Genomic DNA, 20,536 nt, shown 5'->3' with positions numbered 1-20,536 from the left:
CCTACGGACATGCAGCCTGGACCGCCTGGTGCTACCTGGCCACGAGCGGTGAAAGCCCGCACGAGCGCTCCGGAGCGCTCTGCCTGCACGACCCGCGCGCCGGCTGCGACTCCGCCACCGTCCCCGGCCTCCCCTGGGGCCGCGCCCTGACCCTCCAGCCGCAGGCCGGCCTCGCCGTCATTGCACCCGGCTGGCTCGCCCACTCCGTGCTCCCCGTCACCGCAGGGCACACGGCGGCCGTCCTCACGGCCCGCGCCACCCGAGCCTGACGGAACTCACGCCGCGGACGCGGCCGCCGGGGCCATCTCCTGCTGCGGCTTCGGGTCGCCAGGGAGCGTACGGATGTCCCGCGACAGGAGGGCCAGCCCCACCGCCACGACGACCAACCCCGCACTGCCGAGCGCAATCGCGCCCGGACCGTACACCGCAGCCAGCGGCCCGGCCACCGCCAGACCGGCCGGCGCCAGCGCCAGGCACCCCAGCAAGTCGATCGACGAAACCCGGGAGATGGCCTCCTGCGGGACCTCCCGCTGCAGACACGTGCGCCACAACACCATCGTCACGTCCCACATCACGCCGTACGCCAAAGCCCCCGCGAGGACCAGCAGCAGGGGAGCGCGCACCGCGAGCAGCAGCGGCGGCAGCGCCGCCCCGGCCGTGCACACGGTCGCCAGCAGCATCGGGCGCGCAGGACGCAGCCGCCCCGCCCAGCCCGCCCCGCCGACCTGCCCGACCACCTGGGCCACCATCACCAGCGCCCACGCCCACGCCCCGCCGAGATAGGCCTTCGCCAGCATCGGCCCCAGCAGCCCCGCCACGGCGTTGACCACCGCGAGGACGAACGCCAACTGGCCGGTCGTCACCCACAGCCACTCGTGCGCCACGAACTCCCGCCACCCCTCGCGCAGATCCCGAAGGGCCGACGACTTGTAGCGGACCGGCCGGTCCGGCGTACGCCGGCCCAGTGCCGTGAACAGAGCAGCACAGGCCGCGAAAGAGAGCGCGTCCAGGGCAAGGGCGAGCGCCGGCCCGAGGAGGCTCACCACCACCCCGGCGAGCGTCATCCCGAGCAGGCGCGCCGTGTTCGTGGAAACCTTCAGCAAAGCGTTCGCCTGCTGCCGGTCGGCCTTGTCCTCGATCACGTCGACGACCACGCCCTCAAGGGCCGGGGAGAACAGGCCACGGGTCACTCCGCCCAGCGCCGCGAGCAGAGCGATCAGCCAGATCGGCCCTCCGGCGGCGAACAGCACGGCCAGACCGGCCCAGCACGCCGCCGCCGCGCTCTCCGTCACGGACACGAGCCGGAACCGGGAGCGCACCCGGTCACCGAGCACCCCGCCCCACAGTACGAAGATCAGTTGCGGCAGCGCCTGACACGCCAGCACGAGCGAGAGATCCCCCGGCGTCGCACCAGGCAGCGCCAGCACTCCGAAGGAGACGGCGATCGGCCCGAACGCACTGCCGAGGACCGAGACGAACCGGGCCGCGGCCAGAAGCCGCAGACGCGGCTGGGACAGGAGGGCAACACTGAGACCGGAGAGCACCCGCGGACCCTACCGACGCCCGTCGCCAACTCGCCCAGAAATGCTGGGAATTCAGCCATACGTGACCGCACGATACGAACTTGCTCACCCGACAGAGCACGCCACATCGGAATCTGCCCCATTTTGAACCGGGCCTATCGGGCACGGGCTAGTCGAACAGGCCTTCCTGGACTGGGCCAGACGGCATCAGATGCTCTTCCACCGGGCGAGGCCGCTTGCCGACGAGGTCCTCTACTTGGCGCAGAGTCGACCACCGGCCAGCCGCCAGTCCCTGCACGAGCGCGCGGCGGTAGATTTCCGACGTCGCCCAGACCTTCTGCGTAAGGGACGAGCCCGGCCCGGGGAGCGCCACCCCCAACGCCGAGGCCAGCGACTGCTCGGACGGCTCCGCGACTGCCGGGCACGCGAGCTGGGCCAACCGCATGGCATCCCACACCACCAGAGAAGCCAAGCGAGGACACGACGTCCGATGCTCCCAGAAGACGCTGGCCTCGGTCCTGCCGAGCCGCGCCACCACGACATGGGGACTCCCGGTCAGCCGTCGCTCGACCTCGGCCAAAGCGGCTCCTACCGAATCCACCCGCACGGAATTGCCTTGGAGCGCAGACTCCGCGTCATCCGCAGCCACGCGGGCGTGTACGCGCCACTGAGACCGCCAGCCCTCGCCCTGCGCTGCGAGCGCGGCAACACCGGCTACCTTGAGCTCCCCGATACGTCGGGACAGCTCAAGACCCACGACCACGAACGTGCACGCGTCGAAATCGCGATCCATCCGCATGAGCCCACCGTACCTACCTCCCCAAGCCACCGCCGGGCGTCTCATGCACTGACGTCCGCATCGATGTGAAGTTCCGGCAGCTGCAAGTCGCCGAGGCAGCTCGGGTCGGGTCAGCGAAGCCTTCGCCAATAGGCGTCGACGGTCAGGCGATTCCCCTCAACAACCTGCCCGGCTCGGCGCCGGACACATCGACCTCCTCGTCCAGCACTCCCGGGGCATCGACGTCCCCGCGGCTCTGCTACGGCTCCGGCATGCCCCGTACGCTACGCCGCCCGGTCGCCCCAATGCCCGACTTCACCGCCCTAGGCGGCCGGGCCGTCGGCCCCCAACCGGGAAACCGCTCGTCACCGTCATGACGATCGTCCACCTGGTCCTCGGCGAGCACAACGTGTTCACGCCGGCGCAGCTCCCGGTCGTCTCGTCCTGCCGAGAGGAGGGGAGTTGATCGCCCGGCCGAGCCACTGGGACCGGCCGAGTTCGCCGAACTCGCCATAGCTGGCGGCACGGGCGGGTGACACTGATCGACCGGCCGCGCCGGAACTGGCTGTTGATGCCGGCGCGCGCCATGCAGGATCAGGGAAGCTGGGCAGAGGGGGGAGCGTTCACGATGGCTGATTCGAGCGAGCGCGTCGTCAAGGTGGAGGACAGCAAGGGCAATCCGGTGTATCGCTGGATGCTCCAGCAGCAGCCGTGGCCGTTCGTCGAGCCGCTGAAGTGCTCGGCTTGCACGCGGCCGGTGTCCATCGTGCCGACCTACCTGCGCCGGGGCTCGCGTGTCTCGGCGCACTTCCGGCTGCACGAGGGCCACGACGAGGGTTGCCCACTGAACCCGACACGCATCATGAACAACATCGCGTTCGGTTCGCACGGGCTGGCGAAGGTTATGAAGAACGGCACGCTCCGGCTGACCATCCCCGCGCACGACCCTCCAACCTCGCCGGCTTCCACCGGAATCGGGGGAGAACCCGAGGATGACGAGGAGCGGACCCTGCTCCGGGTGACCACGGTGCGGCCATGGCTGCCACCGGCGCTCAACAGCGCGGTGAAGGTGGCCCAGTTCCTGCGGCGGTGCGACTTCGACCCTGACCTCGCGGAGTTGTTCACGGTCGAGTACCGGCGCAAGCGCATCCCCTGGAGCGAGTTCTGCTACGGCCCCGACGACCTCTCCTACGGGCTGCTTCACGACCGGGTAGCGGCAGCCAAGGGCCGCAGGCTCGAACATCCGGTGGCGGTGCACGGCACGGTCCTGCGTACCGGCATGGCCGGCACCAAGCCCTTCGCAGTCCTGGCGGCCAGGATTCCGTCAGGACAGCCTGGGCGGACCGTGGAGGTGGTGCTGCGCAGCGCCTTTCCGACCCTGTTGGGGGAGGAACTGCAGGTGGGGATGCAGGTGCTGGCCGTTGGAGCCGGCTGGAAGATCTTCGCCCCGCACAAGCGTAGCGTCGACGAGGTTCAGCTCTGGATCAAGGAGCACTGGTACCTCGCCTACTGGACCTGGGACAAGGACACCGAGCAGGCCGGCGCCCCGATGTGCCCGCCACCCCTGTCACCGGACGAGCGTCGCGACAGCCGCCCGCCCGGAAGTTCAGCCAGCCGGACGCCCTCCCGGGGCAGCCGCCCCGCAACAGCACCGCACGCGCCGGGCCCGCCGCGTGCCACCGCGCCGCGGGACCAGAGCCAGGCCGCTGAACCGCCAGGCCATCCCGCCGCAGCGGAGGGAGGCTCCTCCGATGACCTGGCCCGGCTCATCCTGAAGGGGTACTCGAAGCCGGACAGCACAAGCCAGCCGACCGCCGTCGATCCGCCCCCGAGCACACCCGTCCCACCGGCCGTCACTTCCCGCCCGGATCTTCCTATGCCGGAGGAACCCTCCGACGCGATCCCCTCTGGACCAGATGCCACCCCCGGGCCGCGGCCACAGCCACCAACTCCGGCCGCCCCACTGCCACCCCAGCCCGAGCGGCCACCATTGCCGAGCCCGCCCCAGCATCCGGCGAGCGGAACGCCGGTACCGCAGACGAGACCTCGGCCGGAGGCGGCTGAGCAGAACAGGATCCGGCGGCTCTTCGCCCGGTTGCGACGCGACCGATAGCCACTCCTGGAATCCGCCGGCCAGCTGTACCGGGCCCTGAGCCAGTCCCGAAGCACGACCGGCACCCCGTTCACGCGGGGGCCGGCGGACGGCGGCGGCCGTTGGCGGCACCGCCGTCCGCTGCCCCGGCGGGGCGCAGGTCAGGCCGCCACTGTGCGTCCGGCGCGCTTGCGGTCGTCGCGGTTGCCGCCAACGTAGTACTGCTCCTTCAGGTGAGCGGCCGGCGGATCGTTGAGGTAGTCAGCCTGGTAGCAGCCCGACGGGTGGGGACACTCGTTGATGTGGCTGCTGCATTCGTTGCACAGCAGGCCGGTGATGAGGTGGGTGTACCGGTCGTAGTGAAGGTCCTGCCCCAGGCTGTCTCCGCAGGCATGGCACATCGGCCCCGCCGCGGCGATGTACAGATTGCGCTTGCGGCCCTTCCAGTCGCTTCGCGACACCAGACTGCAGGGCGCCCAGTCACCTTGGTCGAGGTTGATCGGGCACCGGTCACCCCGCGGCACGAGATCCGGCTGTCGCTCCTCGCCGGTCAGCGCCACGTCCCAGTCCGGCCGGGCACCCGGCCGTTCCTCTTCGACGACATGACCAGCATGGTCCTCCGTCCCGAAGCGGGCCCTGAAGGAGTGGGGGATCACGGTGCCGGGCGTGGGAGCCGGGACATCGAGGTCGACGAGGATGCGCGCCGCGTTGGAACAGATCATGGCCGTGCCGAGCCGTAGATGCCAGCGTCCGTCACTGCCCAAAATGGCGACGGCCGGCAGGTGACCGCGCCGCTTGTCCAAGCGCTGACACGCGACACCGCGCTGCTCCAGAGTGCGACTCAACCGGTCGGATATCTGCCCTTCGGCCAGACGCGGGAATCGAGCCTTCAGATCCAGACGGCGATGTTCGGGCAGTGCATACAGGTGAGGTGCTGAGGTCATGCCCGCATGCTCGATGCAGCGGCCTGTGGACAGAGGTACGAGGGCTTGTCGGTGGCCGACGGCATGATGAGAGGCATGAGCGAGCGAGATGGTCAGGAAACGGTGCGTGACGAAGACCGGCAGACCGGTTGGGACGACGAGGACGCCTACGACCGCGCAGGCTGACCACGGCCGGAAATGACCAAGGGGGACAAATCGGATGACTACGTACGTTGCTGAAGGCGCCCGCAGCGAGAGCAGGACGGTGGAGAAGACCGCCGGGACCCCGCCGCTGCACCTCGCCGTCGTCGGGCAGCCAGCGCGCTCGTGCTCTTCTACGGGCAGCAGGCCACACGGATCGTGTCCCTGGCCCGCGACTGCCTCCAGCACCTCGGCGAGGACAGCTACCTCCTGCTCGGAGAAACACCCGTGATGCTGCCCCGGCCCTAATCCGCCTGGTCGCCGAGCTGGGAGCCCCCGATCCGCAGTCCGCCACCGGCGAAGGGACCGTGTCCCGCTGGCTGTTTCCCAACGCGCGCAACCGCATGCGCCACCAGTCGGCCGCCTCGCTCACCGCCGTACTCAACAACCACGGCATCACGGTCAAGCCCGCGCGGGCGACCGCACTGATGAACGCGGCGATGGACCTGCCTCCCGCCGAGTTCTCCGCCAAGCTCGGCATCCACCTCATCACGGCTGAGGAGTGGCGACGACGGGCCTCCCGGGCCTGGACCGCCTTCATCACAACCGCTCCGGCGTAGGGCGCAGCCACACCCTTGACCGGTGCGCAGGGCAGGCTGAGAGGAAGGCCGCGCTGCATCGGCCAAGCACAAGGCCCCCGCAGCCGTCGCACGGCTCGGGGGCCAGGTCGCGTGAGGCGGGCCGGACTACCGGCTCAACCAGCGGTCCGGATGACCCTGCCCGTCGACGTCCAGCACCCTTACGCGGGTGTCCTGGGCGGCGAAGCGGAGGGCGAGCATCTGCGAAAGCAATCCGGGCGTTCCGGGTTCGTCCCGCTTGGGCTGGCCGCCCTTGGCGAGTCCGTAGGTGACGAGGGGCAGCCGCCGGCCGAGGGCGGGAGGGGCTGTCGCGTCCTGGGCGGGAGCCGGGGTGTGCGCAGTGTGCTCTTCGGTCATGCGCCGTCTCCAGGTTGAGGAAGGTTGTCGAGCCGTGCGGCTGGGGCCACTGTGTCACGCGGAGCGTGGTCGCGGACGCTGATCGGCACAACGGGTGGACGGTCGAGACGAGTTGGGCCTCTGTCAGTGCGTCGGTCGGCGGTCGCGGTGCAGCGCGCCGAGGAGCGTGACGCCGAATCTGGTGCGCAGTCGACGGATCTCCCACATGGACAGCAGGGTCACGGACAGCGGCGGGCCGACCAGGAAGAGAAGCTGGACCGCCTGCGGCGCCGCTACGGGGGATCCGCCGGCGAGCTGAAAGCCGAACATCACCCAGACGAGCACTGGGGAGAGAAGCGGAGGCAGGATTTCGTGAACATCTCCGGTGCGGAACACGTGATGGACGCACAGCACCGCCGAGGCGAGGCCGAAGGGCACGGCGAAGAGCACCGCGGCCAGGGCGACTAGCAGGAATACGATCTGGAATGGCCCGAACTGCGGAGCCAGTCGAGCTCCGTCGCTGTTCTGCAGAAGGAGGAACAGTGTGAGCACGGACGCGAACAGTGCGGCGAAGCCTGCCATTGGGCCCGATAGTCGGCGTACGTAGACGGCGCGGCCCGGGGCGCGTGCCGCGGCCACGAAGAGCACCAGTGCCAGGGGGCCGGCGACGATCAGCACGCCGGTGCTGATGAAGATCTCGGCGAGCTTGTCCTTGGCGAACGAGGACATCGACTGCTGCATCGGGTACGCGTAGATCATCCATATCGTCGCTGCGATCCCGATGATGGTTCGGGCCAGCTGGAAGGTTTCGATTGTCCCGTCGGTGAGCCGGCCGGGCCGGGCCGGGCGGAAGGCACGGGCCGCGAGTGTGAAGGGCAGCATCAGAAATGCCGGGCGGGCTCTTCTAAGCGGGTACTGGGTGTAGATCATCGGATCCCCATGGGACGGGCCGGGTTCTGCCGGCGAGCGGGTACTGCAGGACGTGGTGTGGTCGAACTGGGCTTCGGGCAAACGTTGTTGTGGTCGGACACCGCCCTCGGTGAGGGTGGCCAACTCATCTAGATGATCCAATTAACTTGACGTGATGCGGAATTGTAGCTTAAGCTACTAGGGTCACGCGAGGGGGTTCCCTCGCTCCCCGAACCCGGGAGTTCCATGATTCACCTGCCCCTTGCCCAGGATCTCGACAAGGAGATCTACAACCCGCACGAGTTCCACAACCGGGTACGCAAGGCTCTCCTCACCGCCGCGGAACTGCGGACCAGCCACTTCGGCGGCATCATCACCCCGCGCGAGGTCAACACCCTCACCCACGAGCACATGGCGCTCGCCGCACGCCGCATCAGCGAGAAGCCCCCGACCGTGCGCTCCGATGGCAGCCCGACCGCCGACCTGATCGTCGAGATCCTGCGCACCCTCCACACGGCCCAGCCCTCCGGCCGGGGCCGCAGCGCCCACCAGCCCGCGTGGGTCGCGGACTTCACCGACGACCTCCGCCAGGCAATCCCTATCGCCTTCGACGCGTTCTGGAACATGTTCGATGGCCACCTGACCACCGACCGCATCGACAACCTCACCCCCCGCCAGATGACGACCATCGCGTTTCGGACCAGCTCGGTTGGACGGGCGGCCGTCCAGTTGGGAACCCACTCCGAGTCGCTCGTCCGCAGTCTCCTGCGCGTTATCCACGACGCTCAGCCGGAGGACTCCGCGACGGCGCCCACCCCCGTCTCGGCGGCGCAGCTCGACCAGACCCGGGCAACCGATCCGACCACCCTGAACGAGGCGGTGACCGCGGCGATCGCCGCAGCGGCTCAGTCGAAGACCCCGACGATCGTGGTCTTCAGCCTCCCTCAGCCCTAACTCCCGCCCCAGTACCCGGCGGTGCCGACCAGCACCGCCGGGGGCGGCTGCCTCGCGAAACCCGGTCCGGCACCTCGCCGTGCCCAGTGATGGCATCGCGGTGACCAGGCTCGACGCGCACGCGAAGACACGTCCGCACGGACCGCGCCCCCTCAGCAGAACCCTCGCCCGACGCATCGAGACCGGCGCCACGACCGCGGAGTACCGCGCTACGTCGAACCGGACGCCGCACTGCCGCTTGCCACACCCGCACGCGTCGCCGAAAGCGGGCCGAGACCTCTGTACGCGCTCCCACACACCTTCACCACCAAGGAGCACCATCATGCACGTTGACCTAGAAAGCGCCCTCGCCGCCCTGTCCGTGGGCGAACATGTCCACGCTCATGGCGCGGACACACGCGGGCATCAGGTGACCCGCGCCGGCTACCTGCTGGCCGCGCCCCAACGCAAGACCGGACGGCACGACAACGAAGCCAAGGAGGGCTGGCTCGTTCACGTCGGCGCGCGCGAGGACGCACTCATCAAGTCCAACCGCGTCATGCTCTACCCGGGCACGGGACACATCACCCGCACCCCCGAGCCGGACATGAGCCGGTGGCGCAAAACCCCGCTGACGGAGACCGGAGCGAGCGCACGCACCAGGAATCTGCAGATCGTATTCGGCGGCAAGGCCCTCCGCGGTGCGGCCGAGCCGACCGAGGAGACCCTCGTGGACGTCACCTACAACACCGAAGGCCTGTACAACCTGAGCCTCCCGGACACCGGTGGGATGACGCACTTCCAGTGCCGCCTCGGAGCGACCATCTGGTGGGCCCCACTACCGACCGCGCCCTCCCGTGAAGCCCGCGCGTAAGTGACGACCCAGGAGGCGCTGCGCAGGCCCAGACACCGCAAGTGATCACCGCCGCGCCGTCCCGTCCCCGAGCCGGACGACCCACACCACCGAGGTGTGCATCGGTACGTGTGTACCGGTTGGGCAGGAACCGCCGGGAGCGGGAGAGCATCCGGCTGGGTCTGTCGGCAGGCACCGCCTATCCGAAGGTCCCCGACGGGCGAGGGATCTGATCCGACCGACCGTTCATAGCGCCCCGCAGTCCGCCCGGCCATCACCGTCCCGTGGTGCCGGGCGGGCGCGCGTCCTGGAGCGGTCACACCTCCGGCGTCTGCGCCGTCTTCGGCGCCCTGCCACGTTGCCATCGCCCGCCCATGGGCACTCCGGACTCTGTCCACAGCCTGCCTCGCGCACCATCGCCGTCTCCGAACCTGTGTGAACTTGAAGGAGACCGCATGCCCATGACGCGATCGAGGCGCCGTCCCGGTGCCGGAGCGAGTGCCCAGGCCAAGGCCGACACCATCCGCGCGGCCGAGCGCCGTAAGCAGCACCGCACCGCGGCTTGGGCGATCCCCCTGCTCGTGACGCCCGTCGTGCTCGGCATCGGCTTCCTCGTAGCGACAGTGACCGACTGGCACGCGGGCCTCGCCGTCGCGGCTGTGACCGCGGTGCTCGCCCTGCGCCGCATCTACCGGAGCAAGGGCAGCACCTGGGCTACCGGCGCCGCCGGCGAGCGGCGCACCCGCTGGATTCTCGCCCCGCTCGTCTGGTGCGGCCTCGGCCGGTGGGCAGTCCTCCACGATCGCCAAGTTCCCCGATCCCGCGCCAACCTCGACCACATCGTTCTGGGCGCATGCGGCCCCGTCTACGTGGACACCAAGACCTGGAAGTCGAAGAAGTCCAAGGTGCACCTGCGCAGCGGCAAGCTCTGGTACGGCAACCACTCCCAGAAGGACTCCCTGGATACCGTGTTGTGGGAAGCGAGCCGCGTGGCCGAGGTGCTCGGCCACCACGTCCAGGCCGTTGTGGCTGTTCACTACGCCCCCGTTCCTCCGGGCGGACTGATCAGCCAAGGGGTAACGATCATCCAGTCCAGCGAACTGCGCCGATTCCTGCGCGCGCTGCCCAAGGAGCCCGGCTGGGACCGCAGGCGCATAGCCGGGGCCCGGCGGCTCGCCGACGCTCAATTCCGGCCCGCTGGCTGACCGCCGCCGAGGCGAGCAGCCCTCGGTCAGGGCCGGAGACCGCACAGCGTGTCGAGCCGATGCCGCGTCCGGCCCTCGTGCCAATACGAACTCGTGTCCGTAGCGGCGTAATTCGCCTGCAGTGAGCACCAGTTGGGGCTACTGTCGTGTAGGTGAGCCCCGGGTCGCAGTCACTGCGTCCCCCCCGCACACTGTCCGGGGCACGGCTTAGTAGGCCCCGGTGTCCGCCTCTGCTCGACGGAGTAAGCGGCCCGGGGCACAGTCATATCTGGGTCAGAGAGCCTGGGGCGCGCAAGACCAGTCAGGGCTCACCACGGTGTAAGTGATGGTCATCCGCACGAGACGTACCTCTGCGTCGGAGAGGCGCCGGCGGCGTTCATCCAGTCGCTCCTGGGCCAGGTCGTACTCGTCGTCGCGGTAGCTGAACCGGAACCGGCCCACCGGACTTCGACGATCCAGACGTCTACGGCGGGTTCGGCCTCCAGCTCGGTGTCGGCCGGCACCCACGTCGTGGTCGTCACACGTGCGGGCACGACCTGGGTGGCCTCGACGCAGCGGCCCCATCCGTGGTCCACGACGTCCTGACCTCCGGGGAGCGGCCTTGCGTAGTCGACGGCCCAGAAGGCGCCCGCGCGCGTGAGGATGCAACGCCGCCTCTCGGCCCAACGACCGTTGGTCACATGGAAGTCGGCTACAGCGGCCTGCTCGGGCAGATCGTGTGGAACGCCGAGCGCGTCGAGCTCCTCGACGGTGAAGGTACGGGTGCTCAAGGATCTCCTCACAAGGGGGCGGACCGGAAACGAGGCGAGGGGCCGTGGACCTGCGGCCACGACCCCTTGGAAAGATCACTAGAATTCGTCGGCCTCGGCCAACTGCGCGACACGGCATCCGAGCTCGGTGCGGAAAGCCTGGAACCGCGGCCCGTGCACTCCGGAGCCCCCGTCATCCGGCTGGACAGCACCGTGGTCGTCGCGGTACTCCGCCAGGCCCAACTCGGCCAGTCCATTCCTGGTGACCCAGTGGACCTTGGTGGTGAACGCCCCGCTGGCGTCGACCCTTTCGGTCAGATCCCGCCACTGGGCCGCACTCAGCGCTGCGCGGCGGCCGGCCCAGGTGATCCGCCAGGTCGTGTTGCCCGTGTAGACCAGGGCCTCGGCGTCGCTAAGGACTGGGATCAGAATGAGGGATTCGCTGTTCGGGAATGACGGTCTGTCGGTTCTTGTTGACGGCTGCCGGACAGGGGGGTGGTTGCGGCCGAGACACGTGGTGGGCGCAAGCCGTGGGAGATCGAGGACGGGCTCTGGGAGCGGGTGCAGCCGCTGCTGCCGGTGGTCAAGCGGCGTTTCCGGTATCCGGGACGGCGGCGGCTCGATGACCGACGGGTGCTGTGCGGGATCCTCTTCGTGCTGTACACGGGCATCCCGTGGCGGCACCTGCCCCAGGAGCTCGGCTTCGGCTCGGGCATGACGTGCTGGAGGCGGCTGCGGGACTGGAACCAGGCCGGCGTGTGGCAGCGCCTGCACGAACTGCTGCTCGCCGAGCTGCGCAGGGCCGGCATGCTCGACTTCTCCCGCGCCGCCGTCGACTCCAGCCACATCAGGGCGATGAAGGGCGGCCGGTCCACCGGCCGGTCCCCGGTGGACCGGGGCAAGACCGGCAGCAAGCACCACCTGATCGTCGAGGCGCACGGCATCCCGCTGGCCGCGACGCTGACCGGCGGGAACCGCAACGACGTCACCCAGCTGATCCCGCTGGTCCAGGCCGTCCCGCCGGTCCGCGGCAAGCGCGGCCGGCCACTGCGCCGCCCCCGGCGCATCTACGCCGACCGCGGCTACGACCACGACGTCTACCGCGACCGGGTCCGCCGGTTCGAGATCACCCCACACATCGCCCGGCGCGGCACCGAACACGGCTCCGGACTTGGTGTTCACCGCTGGGTGGTGGAGGGCGCACTCGCCCTGCTGCACTGGTTCCGCCGCCTGCGCATCCGCTGGGAAATCCGCGACGACATCCACCAAGCCTTCATCACCCTTGGCTGCGCCATCATCTGCTGGCGACGACTGAAGACCTCATTCTGATCCCAGTCCTAAGCCGGTACCCGTCGGAGTCTTCGCGGTAGATGAACCCGGCGTCGAGCATGGCCTTCAGCACGCGGGAAGTCACCCGCGGGTGGAGTTCCCCGCTCTGATGGACCGAGGCGGTCCTGAGGTGCCGGACTTCGGTGGCAGTGGCCTGGCGCGGCGCCGTGGGTGCAGGGTGCACAGGATCTCCTTCGAGGGGATGGATGAACGGCACGGTCCTTGGGCTGGATCGGCGGGCGGTGGTGGTGCAGCAGCGCTACCGCCTCTGGCTGTCCGGTGCGAGCGCGTGGTGGGGGCGACCGCTCTGCGGTCGCCCCCACGGGAGAGCAGCTCTGTGTCACACCAGCGCAGAGGTGACTACGAAGATGCCTGCGAGGCCGACGACGAAGGCGCCGAATTCCAGGAAGTCGGAATCCATGCGCTTGTCGAGCTCATGCATTCCGCCCGCGCCGAGCAACATCGCGACACCGATGGTGAGCTGGAGCCACCAGGGCAGCGTGGAGATGCTGGAAATGTCCGCGTCGGAGGCGAGGTAGGTGTTCACGGGTGGCTCATTTCTCGGTAACGGTGAGTCGACTGAAGCGGCCGGTGCGTGGAAGCCCGAGCAGGGCAAGTGCAGCTACCGGCCGAACTGGTGAGGATCGTGCGCGCGCGTCAGGAACGGTCGGGGTCGATGCAGTGGACCGTCCGCGTACGCCCCACGGCGTCAGAGACCGTCCACAGTGACTCCGTGACTTCCGTGTCGATCTGCCGCCCGCGGGCCTCTTCGGCAGCCTGCTGGGCGTCGTCGACGTCGACGATCTCCGTGCGCCAGGTCGCCACGAAGGTCCTCGGGGCGGCCGTAGGTGAGGGCACTCCGGGGAGGAACACCAGGGCGCCGAGGTCGAGGGCGCCCTCCCACCCGGCGCGACGCAAGGTCTCGGCGAGCGCGGTGTGCTGCTCCTCCTCCAGGTCCCAGGTGTCGGAGCTAAGCGGGTTGTAGCGAACGACGATGTGGTCCGCCTTGTCGTCAGGGCGGCTGACGAGGACTTCGGCCAGTTCGTGTCCGGCGTTTTCGAGCGCGGCGCGGACGGCGGAGATTGCCGGGTCGGCCTGCGAGGGTGAAGGCATGGAAGGGGTCCGTTCTCTCAGGCGGGGCTGCGGAGCCAAATGGCTGCCGACGCGGCGGGGAACTGCGCAACTGGGTGCGGTGCGCCGGGTGGCCCGTTGTTGGACGGTGGGGGCGACGGACCCGCCCGAGGGGTTGGGCGGGTCCGTCGGAGGAAGCCGTCCAGCGGGCGTAGGGGAGCGCCGGACGGCGGGTTGGTGAGTCACGCCGGGGAGGGCCGGAAGGAAGCCCCTCAACCGTCGTGACGTATATAGATTAACCCATGCGCGCACGTAAAGCAAATTAATAGGGTCATTCTGTGTGGGGGTGCGGGTGGCTGGGCGCGAGATGGGGGGGATTTGGCTGCGAGGGTGGCCCTCCGCAGTAGCGACACGCCTGTGCTGTCGTCGCCGAGGTCGTCGTTCGGCTCTTCCGCAGGCTCTAGTCCCCGGGGTTCCCGGGCGTCTCGCCTGCCGGGGTGCGCGACGCGAGGACGACCGCGATGCGCAGGACTTCGGCGGCCCTGAACACGTCCTCGTTGTCGAGGTCGAGTGCGACATCACCACGGCCGAACTGCGAGCGCTTCGCAGATCCGCGTGCCTCGCCGTCGAGGTGGCAGATCCTCACCTGTTCCTCGCGAGGCAGTGCATCAAGGGCGGGCCACGGATCCGGCTCGCATTCGCAGGCGTAGTCGTGGAAGCACTCTTCTTCCAGGTGTTCCCGGATCCGCTCGTAGGACGCGGGACTGACGCGAATGTTCAAAGTGGCGCGCCCGCCCGGGACTCCGAAGGGATCGCCGCCGTACCCACGGCAGAGGTCATCACGGCGTTGGCCGTGCCGGGCAGTCCGCCGTACTGGCGAATGTGGCCCCGTGCGGCGTCGGCCAGTGTGGCCAGAGCTACGGTGCGGGCCGTGTCGAGGGATGGCCTACGCCGTCGATCGCGGCGCGCAGGGCCATGGCCGAGATCGCGGGGATTTTGTGCGGTTCAACGGCTTCATGTCGCGCCTTTCTGAAGGGCCGGCGGCAGGTGGGATCAGGCGCCCTCCGCCAGGACCAGCCGGTCCTGGCGGAATCGCTGGATCAGCGGGAGACGGGTTTCGGCCTGGAGGAGCGGCGGCAGTTTGGCCGGCGCGGGCTCGCCGTCGGCGATCCGGCGGGCGTAGCTGATGGCCGTCTGGAACGCGGTGAGGTAGGGGAGCAGGTCCTCAGCCGCGCGGCGGCGCTGACGGCGCTCGCGGCGGGTCCGAGGTTCGCCGATGTGGTGCTCGTTGCGCTCGTAGATGCGCTCGAGCAGGAAGCGGCCGCCCACCAGGGAGGCGAGCGCCCGGTTGCCGGCGACGACGCTCCCGGTGCCGGACGCGCTCAGCGGAAGTACGTCGGCGGTGGCGCGGTCGACGGCCACGGCGATCGCCCTCCAGGCGTCGTCCTGCAGGAGGTCGCGGGTTGTGCCCCCGGGAAGGCCGGAGCGGCCCAGCCGGAACCGAAGCCGCGGAAGGAGGAGCGGTGTGGCGATCGAGCTCATGGTGGAAGTCCTCTCGGGAGGCGGCCGTCACTGCGGGCCGGGTGGGTATGTCGCGATGGGGCCCGGCGCGCAGGACCAGGCAGGGCCATGCGCAGGTGCGGGGCGTCGACAACGATCAAATGACGCTGGAAAGTTTATTCATGGCCAATCGTGTGTCAAACTACTAGGGTCATTCATGTTGCTGGACACCCCCCGACCGGACCGATGAAGCAGCCCGAACCGCGCTGCGCGAGCGGGATTGTCAGTGGGGGCTGGGAGCATGGCGAAGCAGAAGCCGCACAGGCAGAACGAACATGGAGAGCCCCGTATGAACCGCAGTGAGCTGACCTCCGCACTGGCCGACCGCGCCGAGGTGACCCGCAAGGACGCCGACGCCGTACTGGCCGCCCTCGCGGAGGTGGTCGGCGAAGTCGTCGCCAAGGGCGACGAGAAGGTCACCATCCCCGGCTTCCTCACCTTCGAGCGCACGCACCGCGCCGCTCGGACCGGCCGCAACCCCCAGACGGGCGAGCCGCTCACCGTGCCCGCCGGATACAGCGTGAAGGTCTCCGCCGGCACCAAGCTCAAGGAAGCCGCCAAGGGCAAGTGATCAGGCGTTCGCGGTGACAGGGGGCTGTGACTGAGCCGACCGGCTCACCGTGAAGCCGTCCGCGGGGCGGTCCGGAACCCTCCTGGGCCGCCCCGAAATCACGAGTCCGGAACCGGTCTCTGCATATGGGAAAACATAAGAAAACACAGGGAAACTCTGGTAATTTCTGTCGCATGGACGAGGCGCTGGACGCAATCGAGCGGGAGATGACCCGGCTCCGGAGTGAGATCCGGTCCGCCGCCGAAGCGTCTGACGGCGAGCGGGTCACGGAACTCCGCATCCAGCTGCGCGCCGCGCAGGACGGATGGGACGCACTGCTCCCCGGAGCCTCCGCTCCGGCATCGCGCCTTGCGCCTGGCCTACCGCGGTCCATGAGGTCCGTACGCGAGCAGGTCCTGGAGACCCTGAACCTGATCGGCGCCCCTGCGGGACAGAAGACCATCCGGAGCGTCCGCGGGGCCTTCTTCGGCACCGTGCTCGCCGCCTCACGCCTGGCGAGTCTGCGGCGGGACGAGGAGCGCAGCTTCCGAAGCCGCAGCAGCCCGCGCACCCATGTGTGCCCCGCCCTGGTCGCCGACACCTTCCGTCCCGTCCGCTCCACCCTTGCCTCCTCCGAGTGGCCCCTGCCCCAGAGGCTCCTCGCCTCCGGGTCTGAGCGAGTCAACTACCTGACCATGGCCGTGAATCTGGCCGAGACCGCAGAGCGGGCCGGCCGGGAGACGTCCGGAGACGCCGAGGCGATCAAGCAGCTGCTCCAGGACATCGCGCGCAACATCCCCGGTCTCAACAGCGGCCGGCCCGTCAGCGCCGCGCGGATACGCGACGCCGCGCAACGAGAGCTCGACCGCCTGCTCCCCGCCGACCAGGACGCCCGCAACAAGGCCGCCGACCGGGCCGCCCAACTCGACGGCACGCAGCGTCTGTTCGGCACCGCAGAGCCGCAGAACACCTGATGACCACCACAGGACGACCGAAAGGACGGGGCAGACGATGACCGAGGTACGCCTTGCCGGGTGTGACGGCTGCATCGGCAGCGACCGCCCCGGCTACGTCATCGCCTGGGAAGTCGAAGGCGACCGGATGGTCCACCAATGGAAGCGGTGCCCGAAGCAGTGCACCGCCGAGTCCCGGGCTGCGACGATTGCTCGGCACCGCCAACGCCGCGCCGAGCAGGAAGCCCAGGCCGAGGCCGCCCGTAAGACCGATGCCACACCCGTGACCCCCGCCCAGCCGGAGCCCGCCCCCGAACCCAGGCCCGCGTCGGCGCAGGGGCAGCAGGCGCCGCGCCGTCCCGCCAGCCCGCGCCCGGCCTCCGGATTCCGCGGCCGCAGCGAGCAGGCAGCTGGGCAGGGCGGGCGCCGGACCCCGGCCCGCACCGCATCCGGCACCACCCCGGCGGCGAACAAGCCGCGCCGGTGGCCGGCCGTCGCCCTCGACCACAACGCCGAGGGCTGGACGCTGGACATCGAGCAAGTCCCGCCGCCCGCCGGCACGAAGGTCACCGACTGGTTCTCTTGGCTCGGCACCGGGCTGCCGCTGCGCATCGACCGTATTCACGACGCGGGCCGGACGGGCGACGGCATGGTCTGCCTCTCGGCCGCGGCACTCAAGGCCCTGGGACTTCCCGCGTCCTTTCCCACCACCGACAAGGCCCTGGCCGCGCTCATGACGAAGCTGTCCAAGGCGGCCGCGAGCGTCGGCATGGAGCTCTCCCAGGAGATCGGCCCCATCTTCCACGCGTTCCGCCGCGCAGGATCAGCCGGCGGCCCCAAGTCGTCCCTGCGCGTGGTGATCACCCCGTGGCTCGGGCAGGGCAGCGAGAAGCAGCAGGTGACCGGCGCCATGCTGGCCCAGCTCGCCGCCACCCCCGCGGGCGAACCCGACGCGCCGACCCTCGCCCGGCGCATCCGCACCTACGTCACCGACCTCGGAGTCGCCCCCGGCATCACCCCGGCCACCACCAGCAAGCTGCTCCTGGACGCCGTCCGGCCCCGCAACGAGCCCTACCAGGACGAGAAGGGGGAGTGGCACTCCCGCCTCCGCGACGGAGCGCTGCCCGGCGGCGACACCGTCGTGCCGCCCGCCGCCGGCGCCCGCCACCCCCTCACCCGAGAACTGGCGGACCGCGGCGAAGTCCTCTGCGAGGAGGAGGACTTCAAATGGTGGAAGAGGCCGCTCACGGAGGCCGAGGCGGCCATGCCGTACGCGGTCGCCTGCGACGTGTGCGCCTCCTACCTGTCGGTCACCATGTCGCTGCGGCTGCCCGTCGGCCCGCTGGAACACCACACCGACCCGGTCTGGGACACCAAGTCGGCTCCCGCCGGACTGTGGTGGTGCGACTTCACCGCCGTTGCGGTGGACGAGCTGCTGCCGCACCCCGCCACCTTCCACGGCAAGCCCCCCACCGGACCCGGCTGGTACGCCACCCCGACCGTCGCCTACATGGTCACCGAGTACGGCTTCGACCCGGCCACCATCACCGAGGCGTACCTGTCGCCCCTCACCGTGCCGTTCCTCAAGGAGTGGACGGTCCGCCTGCGCGAGGCGTACAAGCGCGTCTACGCCCTGCTCGGCCTCAAGGACGGCCAGGAGTCCGAGGAGTTCCTCGCCGCCTACGAGAGCCACAAGGACCTCGACCCGCAGGACACCGCGCGCTCCGACGCCCTGGTGCTGGCCGGCCTCTACAAGGAGGTCTACAAGGGCGGCATCGGCAAGTGGACCGAGGCAGCCCAGCACCTCGACGAGGAAACGTGGCTCAAGGACATCGTGGCCAACTGGTCCTACCGGCCCGAAGTCCGCTTCCACATCATCTCCGCCGCCCGCATCGCCAACCACCGCCGCATGCGCAAGACCTACAAGAAGACCGGCCGCGCCCCCTTCGCCGTCAACGTCGACTCCTACCTGTACGCCACCGAGCAGCCCTCACCGCTCGAACTGCTCACCCCGCCGGAGAACGGCAAGCCCGTCCTCGGGGTCCTGCGCCTGGGCATCGGTCCCGGCCAGTTCAAGCACGAATCGAGCATCCCGATGGACCAGGCCCTGGAGCTCATGGAAGCCGACGAGCACCCCTCGCGCCTCACCCACGACTACACGACCGACGGCATCGCCGTAGAGGCGTAAGGACTCCCCGTGACCACGAGCCGCGAAGAAGTGGCCAAGCAGACCGAGTTGACCGAGATGTACTCCCGGGTCAACCAGCTCTTCTACACGTCCAAGCACGCACCGGTACGCACCACCACCCAGGCCGAGCACGTCCTCGACCGGCTCTACGGCGGCCAGACCGCGGCGATGGCCGCCGCCTACAACATGTCTCCCCGTACCATCCGGCGCTGGCTCGACGGATCCCGCACCCCGCAAGGTGCGAACGCCGCGCGGCTTCTGCGTGAGGCCACGGCCGCGCAGACGACCAAGCGAGGCCGTGAGCGACGTGCCCGGCAGGCAGAACAGCACCGGGGCGACGTTCTGGTGCCGCGGGTGAACAACTTCACCGTCCGCGGCTCCGACGCGGTGCGGCCGCGGGATATCTCCATCAGCCTCAGCGGCACCCAACTCGCCGCCCTGGCACTGGCGGAGAACGAAAGCCAGGTCGACGACGTCATCCAGGAAGGGCTCGCCGCGTACTTCAACGGCGGCACCGCGGGCGGCTTCCACCCGGGAGACTTCGGGTACGACGCGGGCTCCCTCGTCTTCAACGTGCCCCTGATGACCGGCTCCAGCCGGACCGCGCAATGAGCGAGGCCAGTGCCCCGACGGGCGCCGGCCGGTGCCGCTGTCGGCGCGTGCGGGCACACTGGGCGCCATGGTGATACCGGATCAGCCGGAGCCGGCGCGCGTTCTCCCCGCACTGCCCGACCGCGACCATGAGGACGGGGAGATCCGCTGGGGCCGATGGGAGCCGGCCCTGGCCGCCTCGCACATCGACCCCCGCTGCCCGACCTGCGCCTTCCCCGGGCCGCTGTCGACCGTCTTCGGACAGACCTGGTACACGCCCGAACCCACCCCGGTCCGGGTCAGGCGGTCCCGTCCCGGCCAGCCGTCCGAATGGGTCCAGGCGCAGGGCCCGTCGTACTGGTGCAAGACCCACTACGCGGTGCGCTGCCCGCAGTGCGACGAGATGACGGTCTACCGGCGCAGCGACTGGACGGAGATCCACTACCGCCCGCCCACCACCGAACGCGCCGTTCCGAAGACGGACGACAACGTCCTCTTCTAAACGCCGGACCAAGCCCGGTGCCCACGTCGACCGGACGGCGCGCGAGCAGAGCGGCGGCAGAACGCCCTGGCGGGACCATCGTCAGGAGGGCCCAGGATCTTCGTCGGAGTCGGCGTCTGGGGCGTGAGCCGCGGCCAGCGCCTCCGCGGCCTTGATGCCCCGCGTGATGCCGGCCCGGTAGACGACCCCGACGGTGGTGACCTGCGCCGCCAACCGCTCGTACTCCGCCAACGGATCGGGCAGGCCAGCGAGTTCAGCGGCAGCTGGAGCAGCTGCTACCGGCACCACATCCGGATACGTGTCACGCCACTTACGGATCTTCCGGATGGACTCGACCGACGTATGCCAGCACGCGGCCAGCACCCGCTCGGCGAGATCGCTCGGCAGCCGCAGTGGGATGCTCTCCGGATACCCGCCGGTGCGCGATCCCGGCCACCGACCGCCGAGAGCCCGAGCCTCCGAGGGCACCGCCGGCCAATCCTTGGACCACCCCCGCTCCCCAAGCTCCTGCCCGATGCCACAGGCCGCCAGGGTGTCGATCGTGTCGAGCAACTGCGCCTCCCCGCGTAGGCGGTGGATCTCCCGCCGCCAGCGATCACGCACCGCGGCAGCGCCCTCGCGCGACAGCCCCCGAGTCTGCCAACGGTCCTCCGCCGAAAGGATGATGCGGCGCCGCTTCTCCATCTCGACGGCGTCCGTCACCCGGTCCCGT

The 20,536-nt window shown here is 69.8% G+C and carries 24 protein-coding genes; 13 read left to right on the top strand and 11 right to left on the bottom strand.

Features of this window, described 5'->3' with window-relative positions; all coding sequences use genetic code 11:
* A partial coding sequence (locus ADK54_RS18280) for a hypothetical protein (RefSeq protein WP_053726709.1) occupies window positions 1-269 on the top strand: 269 nt, incomplete at its 5' end.
* Between the two features lie 6 nt (window positions 270-275).
* Here ADK54_RS18280 and ADK54_RS18275 read toward each other — a convergent pair.
* Window positions 276-1,544 carry an MFS transporter gene (locus ADK54_RS18275; RefSeq protein WP_053726708.1) on the bottom strand — a complete coding sequence of 423 codons (1,269 nt, stop codon included), beginning with the start codon at window positions 1,542-1,544 and terminating at the stop codon, window positions 276-278.
* Window positions 1,545-1,692: 148 nt separating this feature from the next.
* The gene (locus ADK54_RS18270; protein ID WP_053726707.1) at window positions 1,693-2,322 is read right to left on the bottom strand and encodes a hypothetical protein; all 630 of its coding nucleotides are present in this window, start codon (window positions 2,320-2,322) and stop codon (window positions 1,693-1,695) included.
* 607 nt (window positions 2,323-2,929) lie between these two features.
* Here ADK54_RS18270 and ADK54_RS18265 point away from each other — a divergent pair.
* A complete protein-coding gene (locus ADK54_RS18265) occupies window positions 2,930-4,414 on the top strand; it encodes a hypothetical protein (protein WP_053726706.1) in 1,485 nt (494 codons plus the stop codon).
* Between the two features lie 140 nt (window positions 4,415-4,554).
* Here the strand turns inward: ADK54_RS18265 and ADK54_RS18260 are convergent, their stop codons facing one another.
* A complete protein-coding gene (locus ADK54_RS18260; protein ID WP_159047830.1) occupies window positions 4,555-5,337 on the bottom strand; it encodes a hypothetical protein in 783 nt (260 codons plus the stop codon).
* Between the two features lie 306 nt (window positions 5,338-5,643).
* Between ADK54_RS18260 and ADK54_RS48295 the strand changes: the two genes are divergently transcribed.
* Both ADK54_RS48295 and ADK54_RS18250 read left to right on the top strand, forming a co-directional pair.
* Complete coding sequence (locus tag ADK54_RS48295) at window positions 5,644-5,766, top strand: hypothetical protein (protein ID WP_267887020.1); 123 nt, start codon at window positions 5,644-5,646, stop codon at window positions 5,764-5,766.
* A gap of 59 nt (window positions 5,767-5,825) precedes the next feature.
* Window positions 5,826-6,077 carry a hypothetical protein gene (locus tag ADK54_RS18250; RefSeq protein WP_053726703.1) on the top strand — a complete coding sequence of 84 codons (252 nt, stop codon included), beginning with the start codon at window positions 5,826-5,828 and terminating at the stop codon, window positions 6,075-6,077.
* A gap of 126 nt (window positions 6,078-6,203) precedes the next feature.
* Here ADK54_RS18250 and ADK54_RS18245 read toward each other — a convergent pair whose 3' ends face one another.
* A complete protein-coding gene (locus ADK54_RS18245; protein ID WP_053726702.1) occupies window positions 6,204-6,452 on the bottom strand; it encodes a hypothetical protein in 249 nt (82 codons plus the stop codon).
* Window positions 6,453-6,575: 123 nt separating this feature from the next.
* Complete coding sequence (locus ADK54_RS18240) at window positions 6,576-7,361, bottom strand: hypothetical protein (RefSeq protein ID WP_159047829.1); 786 nt, start codon at window positions 7,359-7,361, stop codon at window positions 6,576-6,578.
* Between the two features lie 225 nt (window positions 7,362-7,586).
* On the opposite strand from ADK54_RS18240, the gene ADK54_RS18235 reads away from it, so the two are divergent.
* The 3 genes from ADK54_RS18235 (at window position 7,587) to ADK54_RS18225 (ending at window position 10,331) form a co-directional block, all read left to right on the top strand.
* The gene (locus ADK54_RS18235; protein ID WP_053726700.1) at window positions 7,587-8,294 is read left to right on the top strand and encodes a hypothetical protein; all 708 of its coding nucleotides are present in this window, start codon (window positions 7,587-7,589) and stop codon (window positions 8,292-8,294) included.
* A 322-nt stretch (window positions 8,295-8,616) separates the two neighbouring features.
* Window positions 8,617-9,147, top strand: coding sequence for a hypothetical protein (locus tag ADK54_RS18230; protein WP_053726699.1), 531 nt, complete (start codon window positions 8,617-8,619; stop codon window positions 9,145-9,147).
* A 440-nt stretch (window positions 9,148-9,587) separates the two neighbouring features.
* Window positions 9,588-10,331, top strand: a complete 744-nt coding sequence (locus tag ADK54_RS18225; RefSeq protein WP_063802002.1) for a nuclease-related domain-containing protein — start codon at window positions 9,588-9,590, stop codon at window positions 10,329-10,331.
* A gap of 329 nt (window positions 10,332-10,660) precedes the next feature.
* Here ADK54_RS18225 and ADK54_RS18220 read toward each other — a convergent pair whose 3' ends face one another.
* The gene (locus tag ADK54_RS18220; protein WP_053726697.1) at window positions 10,661-11,101 is read right to left on the bottom strand and encodes a hypothetical protein; all 441 of its coding nucleotides are present in this window, start codon (window positions 11,099-11,101) and stop codon (window positions 10,661-10,663) included.
* Between the two features lie 516 nt (window positions 11,102-11,617).
* Here ADK54_RS18220 and ADK54_RS18215 point away from each other — a divergent pair.
* Window positions 11,618-12,409: an IS5 family transposase gene (locus ADK54_RS18215; RefSeq protein WP_053726718.1), complete on the top strand. Its 792-nt coding sequence runs from the start codon at window positions 11,618-11,620 to the stop codon at window positions 12,407-12,409.
* A 340-nt stretch (window positions 12,410-12,749) separates the two neighbouring features.
* Here the strand turns inward: ADK54_RS18215 and ADK54_RS18210 are convergent, their stop codons facing one another.
* The 4 genes from ADK54_RS18210 to ADK54_RS18195 all read right to left on the bottom strand — a co-directional run bounded on the left by ADK54_RS18210 (window position 12,750) and on the right by ADK54_RS18195 (window position 15,022).
* On the bottom strand, window positions 12,750-12,956 hold the full coding sequence (locus ADK54_RS18210) for a hypothetical protein (protein WP_053726696.1): 207 nt from the start codon (window positions 12,954-12,956) through the stop codon (window positions 12,750-12,752).
* A gap of 110 nt (window positions 12,957-13,066) precedes the next feature.
* A complete protein-coding gene (locus ADK54_RS18205) occupies window positions 13,067-13,522 on the bottom strand; it encodes a hypothetical protein (RefSeq protein ID WP_053726695.1) in 456 nt (151 codons plus the stop codon).
* 418 nt (window positions 13,523-13,940) lie between these two features.
* Window positions 13,941-14,261, bottom strand: a complete 321-nt coding sequence (locus ADK54_RS46075; RefSeq protein WP_159047828.1) for a hypothetical protein — start codon at window positions 14,259-14,261, stop codon at window positions 13,941-13,943.
* A gap of 272 nt (window positions 14,262-14,533) precedes the next feature.
* Entirely contained in the window at window positions 14,534-15,022 is a 489-nt protein-coding gene (locus ADK54_RS18195; protein ID WP_053726693.1) for a hypothetical protein, read from the bottom strand.
* A 307-nt stretch (window positions 15,023-15,329) separates the two neighbouring features.
* Between ADK54_RS18195 and ADK54_RS18190 the strand changes: the two genes are divergently transcribed.
* The 5 genes from ADK54_RS18190 to ADK54_RS18170 all read left to right on the top strand — a co-directional run bounded on the left by ADK54_RS18190 (window position 15,330) and on the right by ADK54_RS18170 (window position 19,824).
* The gene (locus ADK54_RS18190; protein ID WP_053726692.1) at window positions 15,330-15,611 is read left to right on the top strand and encodes an HU family DNA-binding protein; all 282 of its coding nucleotides are present in this window, start codon (window positions 15,330-15,332) and stop codon (window positions 15,609-15,611) included.
* A 173-nt stretch (window positions 15,612-15,784) separates the two neighbouring features.
* Window positions 15,785-16,564 carry a hypothetical protein gene (locus ADK54_RS18185; protein WP_053726691.1) on the top strand — a complete coding sequence of 260 codons (780 nt, stop codon included), beginning with the start codon at window positions 15,785-15,787 and terminating at the stop codon, window positions 16,562-16,564.
* A gap of 37 nt (window positions 16,565-16,601) precedes the next feature.
* Window positions 16,602-18,731 (top strand): hypothetical protein, encoded by a 2,130-nt coding sequence (locus tag ADK54_RS18180; RefSeq protein ID WP_053726690.1) that lies wholly within the window; start codon window positions 16,602-16,604, stop codon window positions 18,729-18,731.
* 9 nt (window positions 18,732-18,740) lie between these two features.
* Window positions 18,741-19,343, top strand: coding sequence for a hypothetical protein (locus ADK54_RS18175; protein WP_053726689.1), 603 nt, complete (start codon window positions 18,741-18,743; stop codon window positions 19,341-19,343).
* A gap of 67 nt (window positions 19,344-19,410) precedes the next feature.
* Window positions 19,411-19,824, top strand: a complete 414-nt coding sequence (locus tag ADK54_RS18170; RefSeq protein WP_159047827.1) for a hypothetical protein — start codon at window positions 19,411-19,413, stop codon at window positions 19,822-19,824.
* An 81-nt stretch (window positions 19,825-19,905) separates the two neighbouring features.
* On the opposite strand, the gene ADK54_RS18165 is transcribed toward ADK54_RS18170, so the two are convergent.
* Window positions 19,906-20,526 (bottom strand): hypothetical protein, encoded by a 621-nt coding sequence (locus tag ADK54_RS18165; RefSeq protein ID WP_159047826.1) that lies wholly within the window; start codon window positions 20,524-20,526, stop codon window positions 19,906-19,908.
* Between the last annotated feature and the right edge of the window lie 10 nt (window positions 20,527-20,536).

The organism is Streptomyces sp. WM6378 (assembly GCF_001279695.1).
In the GTDB taxonomy this organism is placed as follows: Bacteria; Actinomycetota; Actinomycetes; order Streptomycetales; family Streptomycetaceae; genus Streptomyces.
Note: the sequence above shows the minus strand (reverse complement) of the source record. Positions and strands in the feature narration are given on the sequence as shown.

Bases quoted from the DNA above. Each gene is read 5' to 3' on its own strand.
- ADK54_RS18270 (WP_053726707.1), bottom strand. From the start codon at position 2,322: ATGCGGATGGATCGCGATTTCGACGCGTGCACGTTCGTGGTCGTGGGT.
- ADK54_RS18265 (WP_053726706.1), top strand. From the start codon at position 2,930: ATGGCTGATTCGAGCGAGCGCGTCGTCAAGGTGGAGGACAGCAAGGGC.
- ADK54_RS18260 (WP_159047830.1), bottom strand. From the start codon at position 5,337: ATGACCTCAGCACCTCACCTGTATGCACTGCCCGAACATCGCCGTCTG.
- ADK54_RS18245 (WP_053726702.1), bottom strand. From the start codon at position 6,452: ATGACCGAAGAGCACACTGCGCACACCCCGGCTCCCGCCCAGGACGCG.
- ADK54_RS18240 (WP_159047829.1), bottom strand. From the start codon at position 7,361: ATGATCTACACCCAGTACCCGCTTAGAAGAGCCCGCCCGGCATTTCTG.
- ADK54_RS18235 (WP_053726700.1), top strand. From the start codon at position 7,587: ATGATTCACCTGCCCCTTGCCCAGGATCTCGACAAGGAGATCTACAAC.
- ADK54_RS18230 (WP_053726699.1), top strand. From the start codon at position 8,617: ATGCACGTTGACCTAGAAAGCGCCCTCGCCGCCCTGTCCGTGGGCGAA.
- ADK54_RS18225 (WP_063802002.1), top strand. From the start codon at position 9,588: ATGACGCGATCGAGGCGCCGTCCCGGTGCCGGAGCGAGTGCCCAGGCC.
- ADK54_RS18205 (WP_053726695.1), bottom strand. From the start codon at position 13,522: ATGCCTTCACCCTCGCAGGCCGACCCGGCAATCTCCGCCGTCCGCGCC.
- ADK54_RS18195 (WP_053726693.1), bottom strand. From the start codon at position 15,022: ATGAGCTCGATCGCCACACCGCTCCTCCTTCCGCGGCTTCGGTTCCGG.
- ADK54_RS18190 (WP_053726692.1), top strand. From the start codon at position 15,330: ATGAACCGCAGTGAGCTGACCTCCGCACTGGCCGACCGCGCCGAGGTG.
- ADK54_RS18185 (WP_053726691.1), top strand. From the start codon at position 15,785: ATGGACGAGGCGCTGGACGCAATCGAGCGGGAGATGACCCGGCTCCGG.
- ADK54_RS18180 (WP_053726690.1), top strand. From the start codon at position 16,602: ATGACCGAGGTACGCCTTGCCGGGTGTGACGGCTGCATCGGCAGCGAC.
- ADK54_RS18170 (WP_159047827.1), top strand. From the start codon at position 19,411: ATGGTGATACCGGATCAGCCGGAGCCGGCGCGCGTTCTCCCCGCACTG.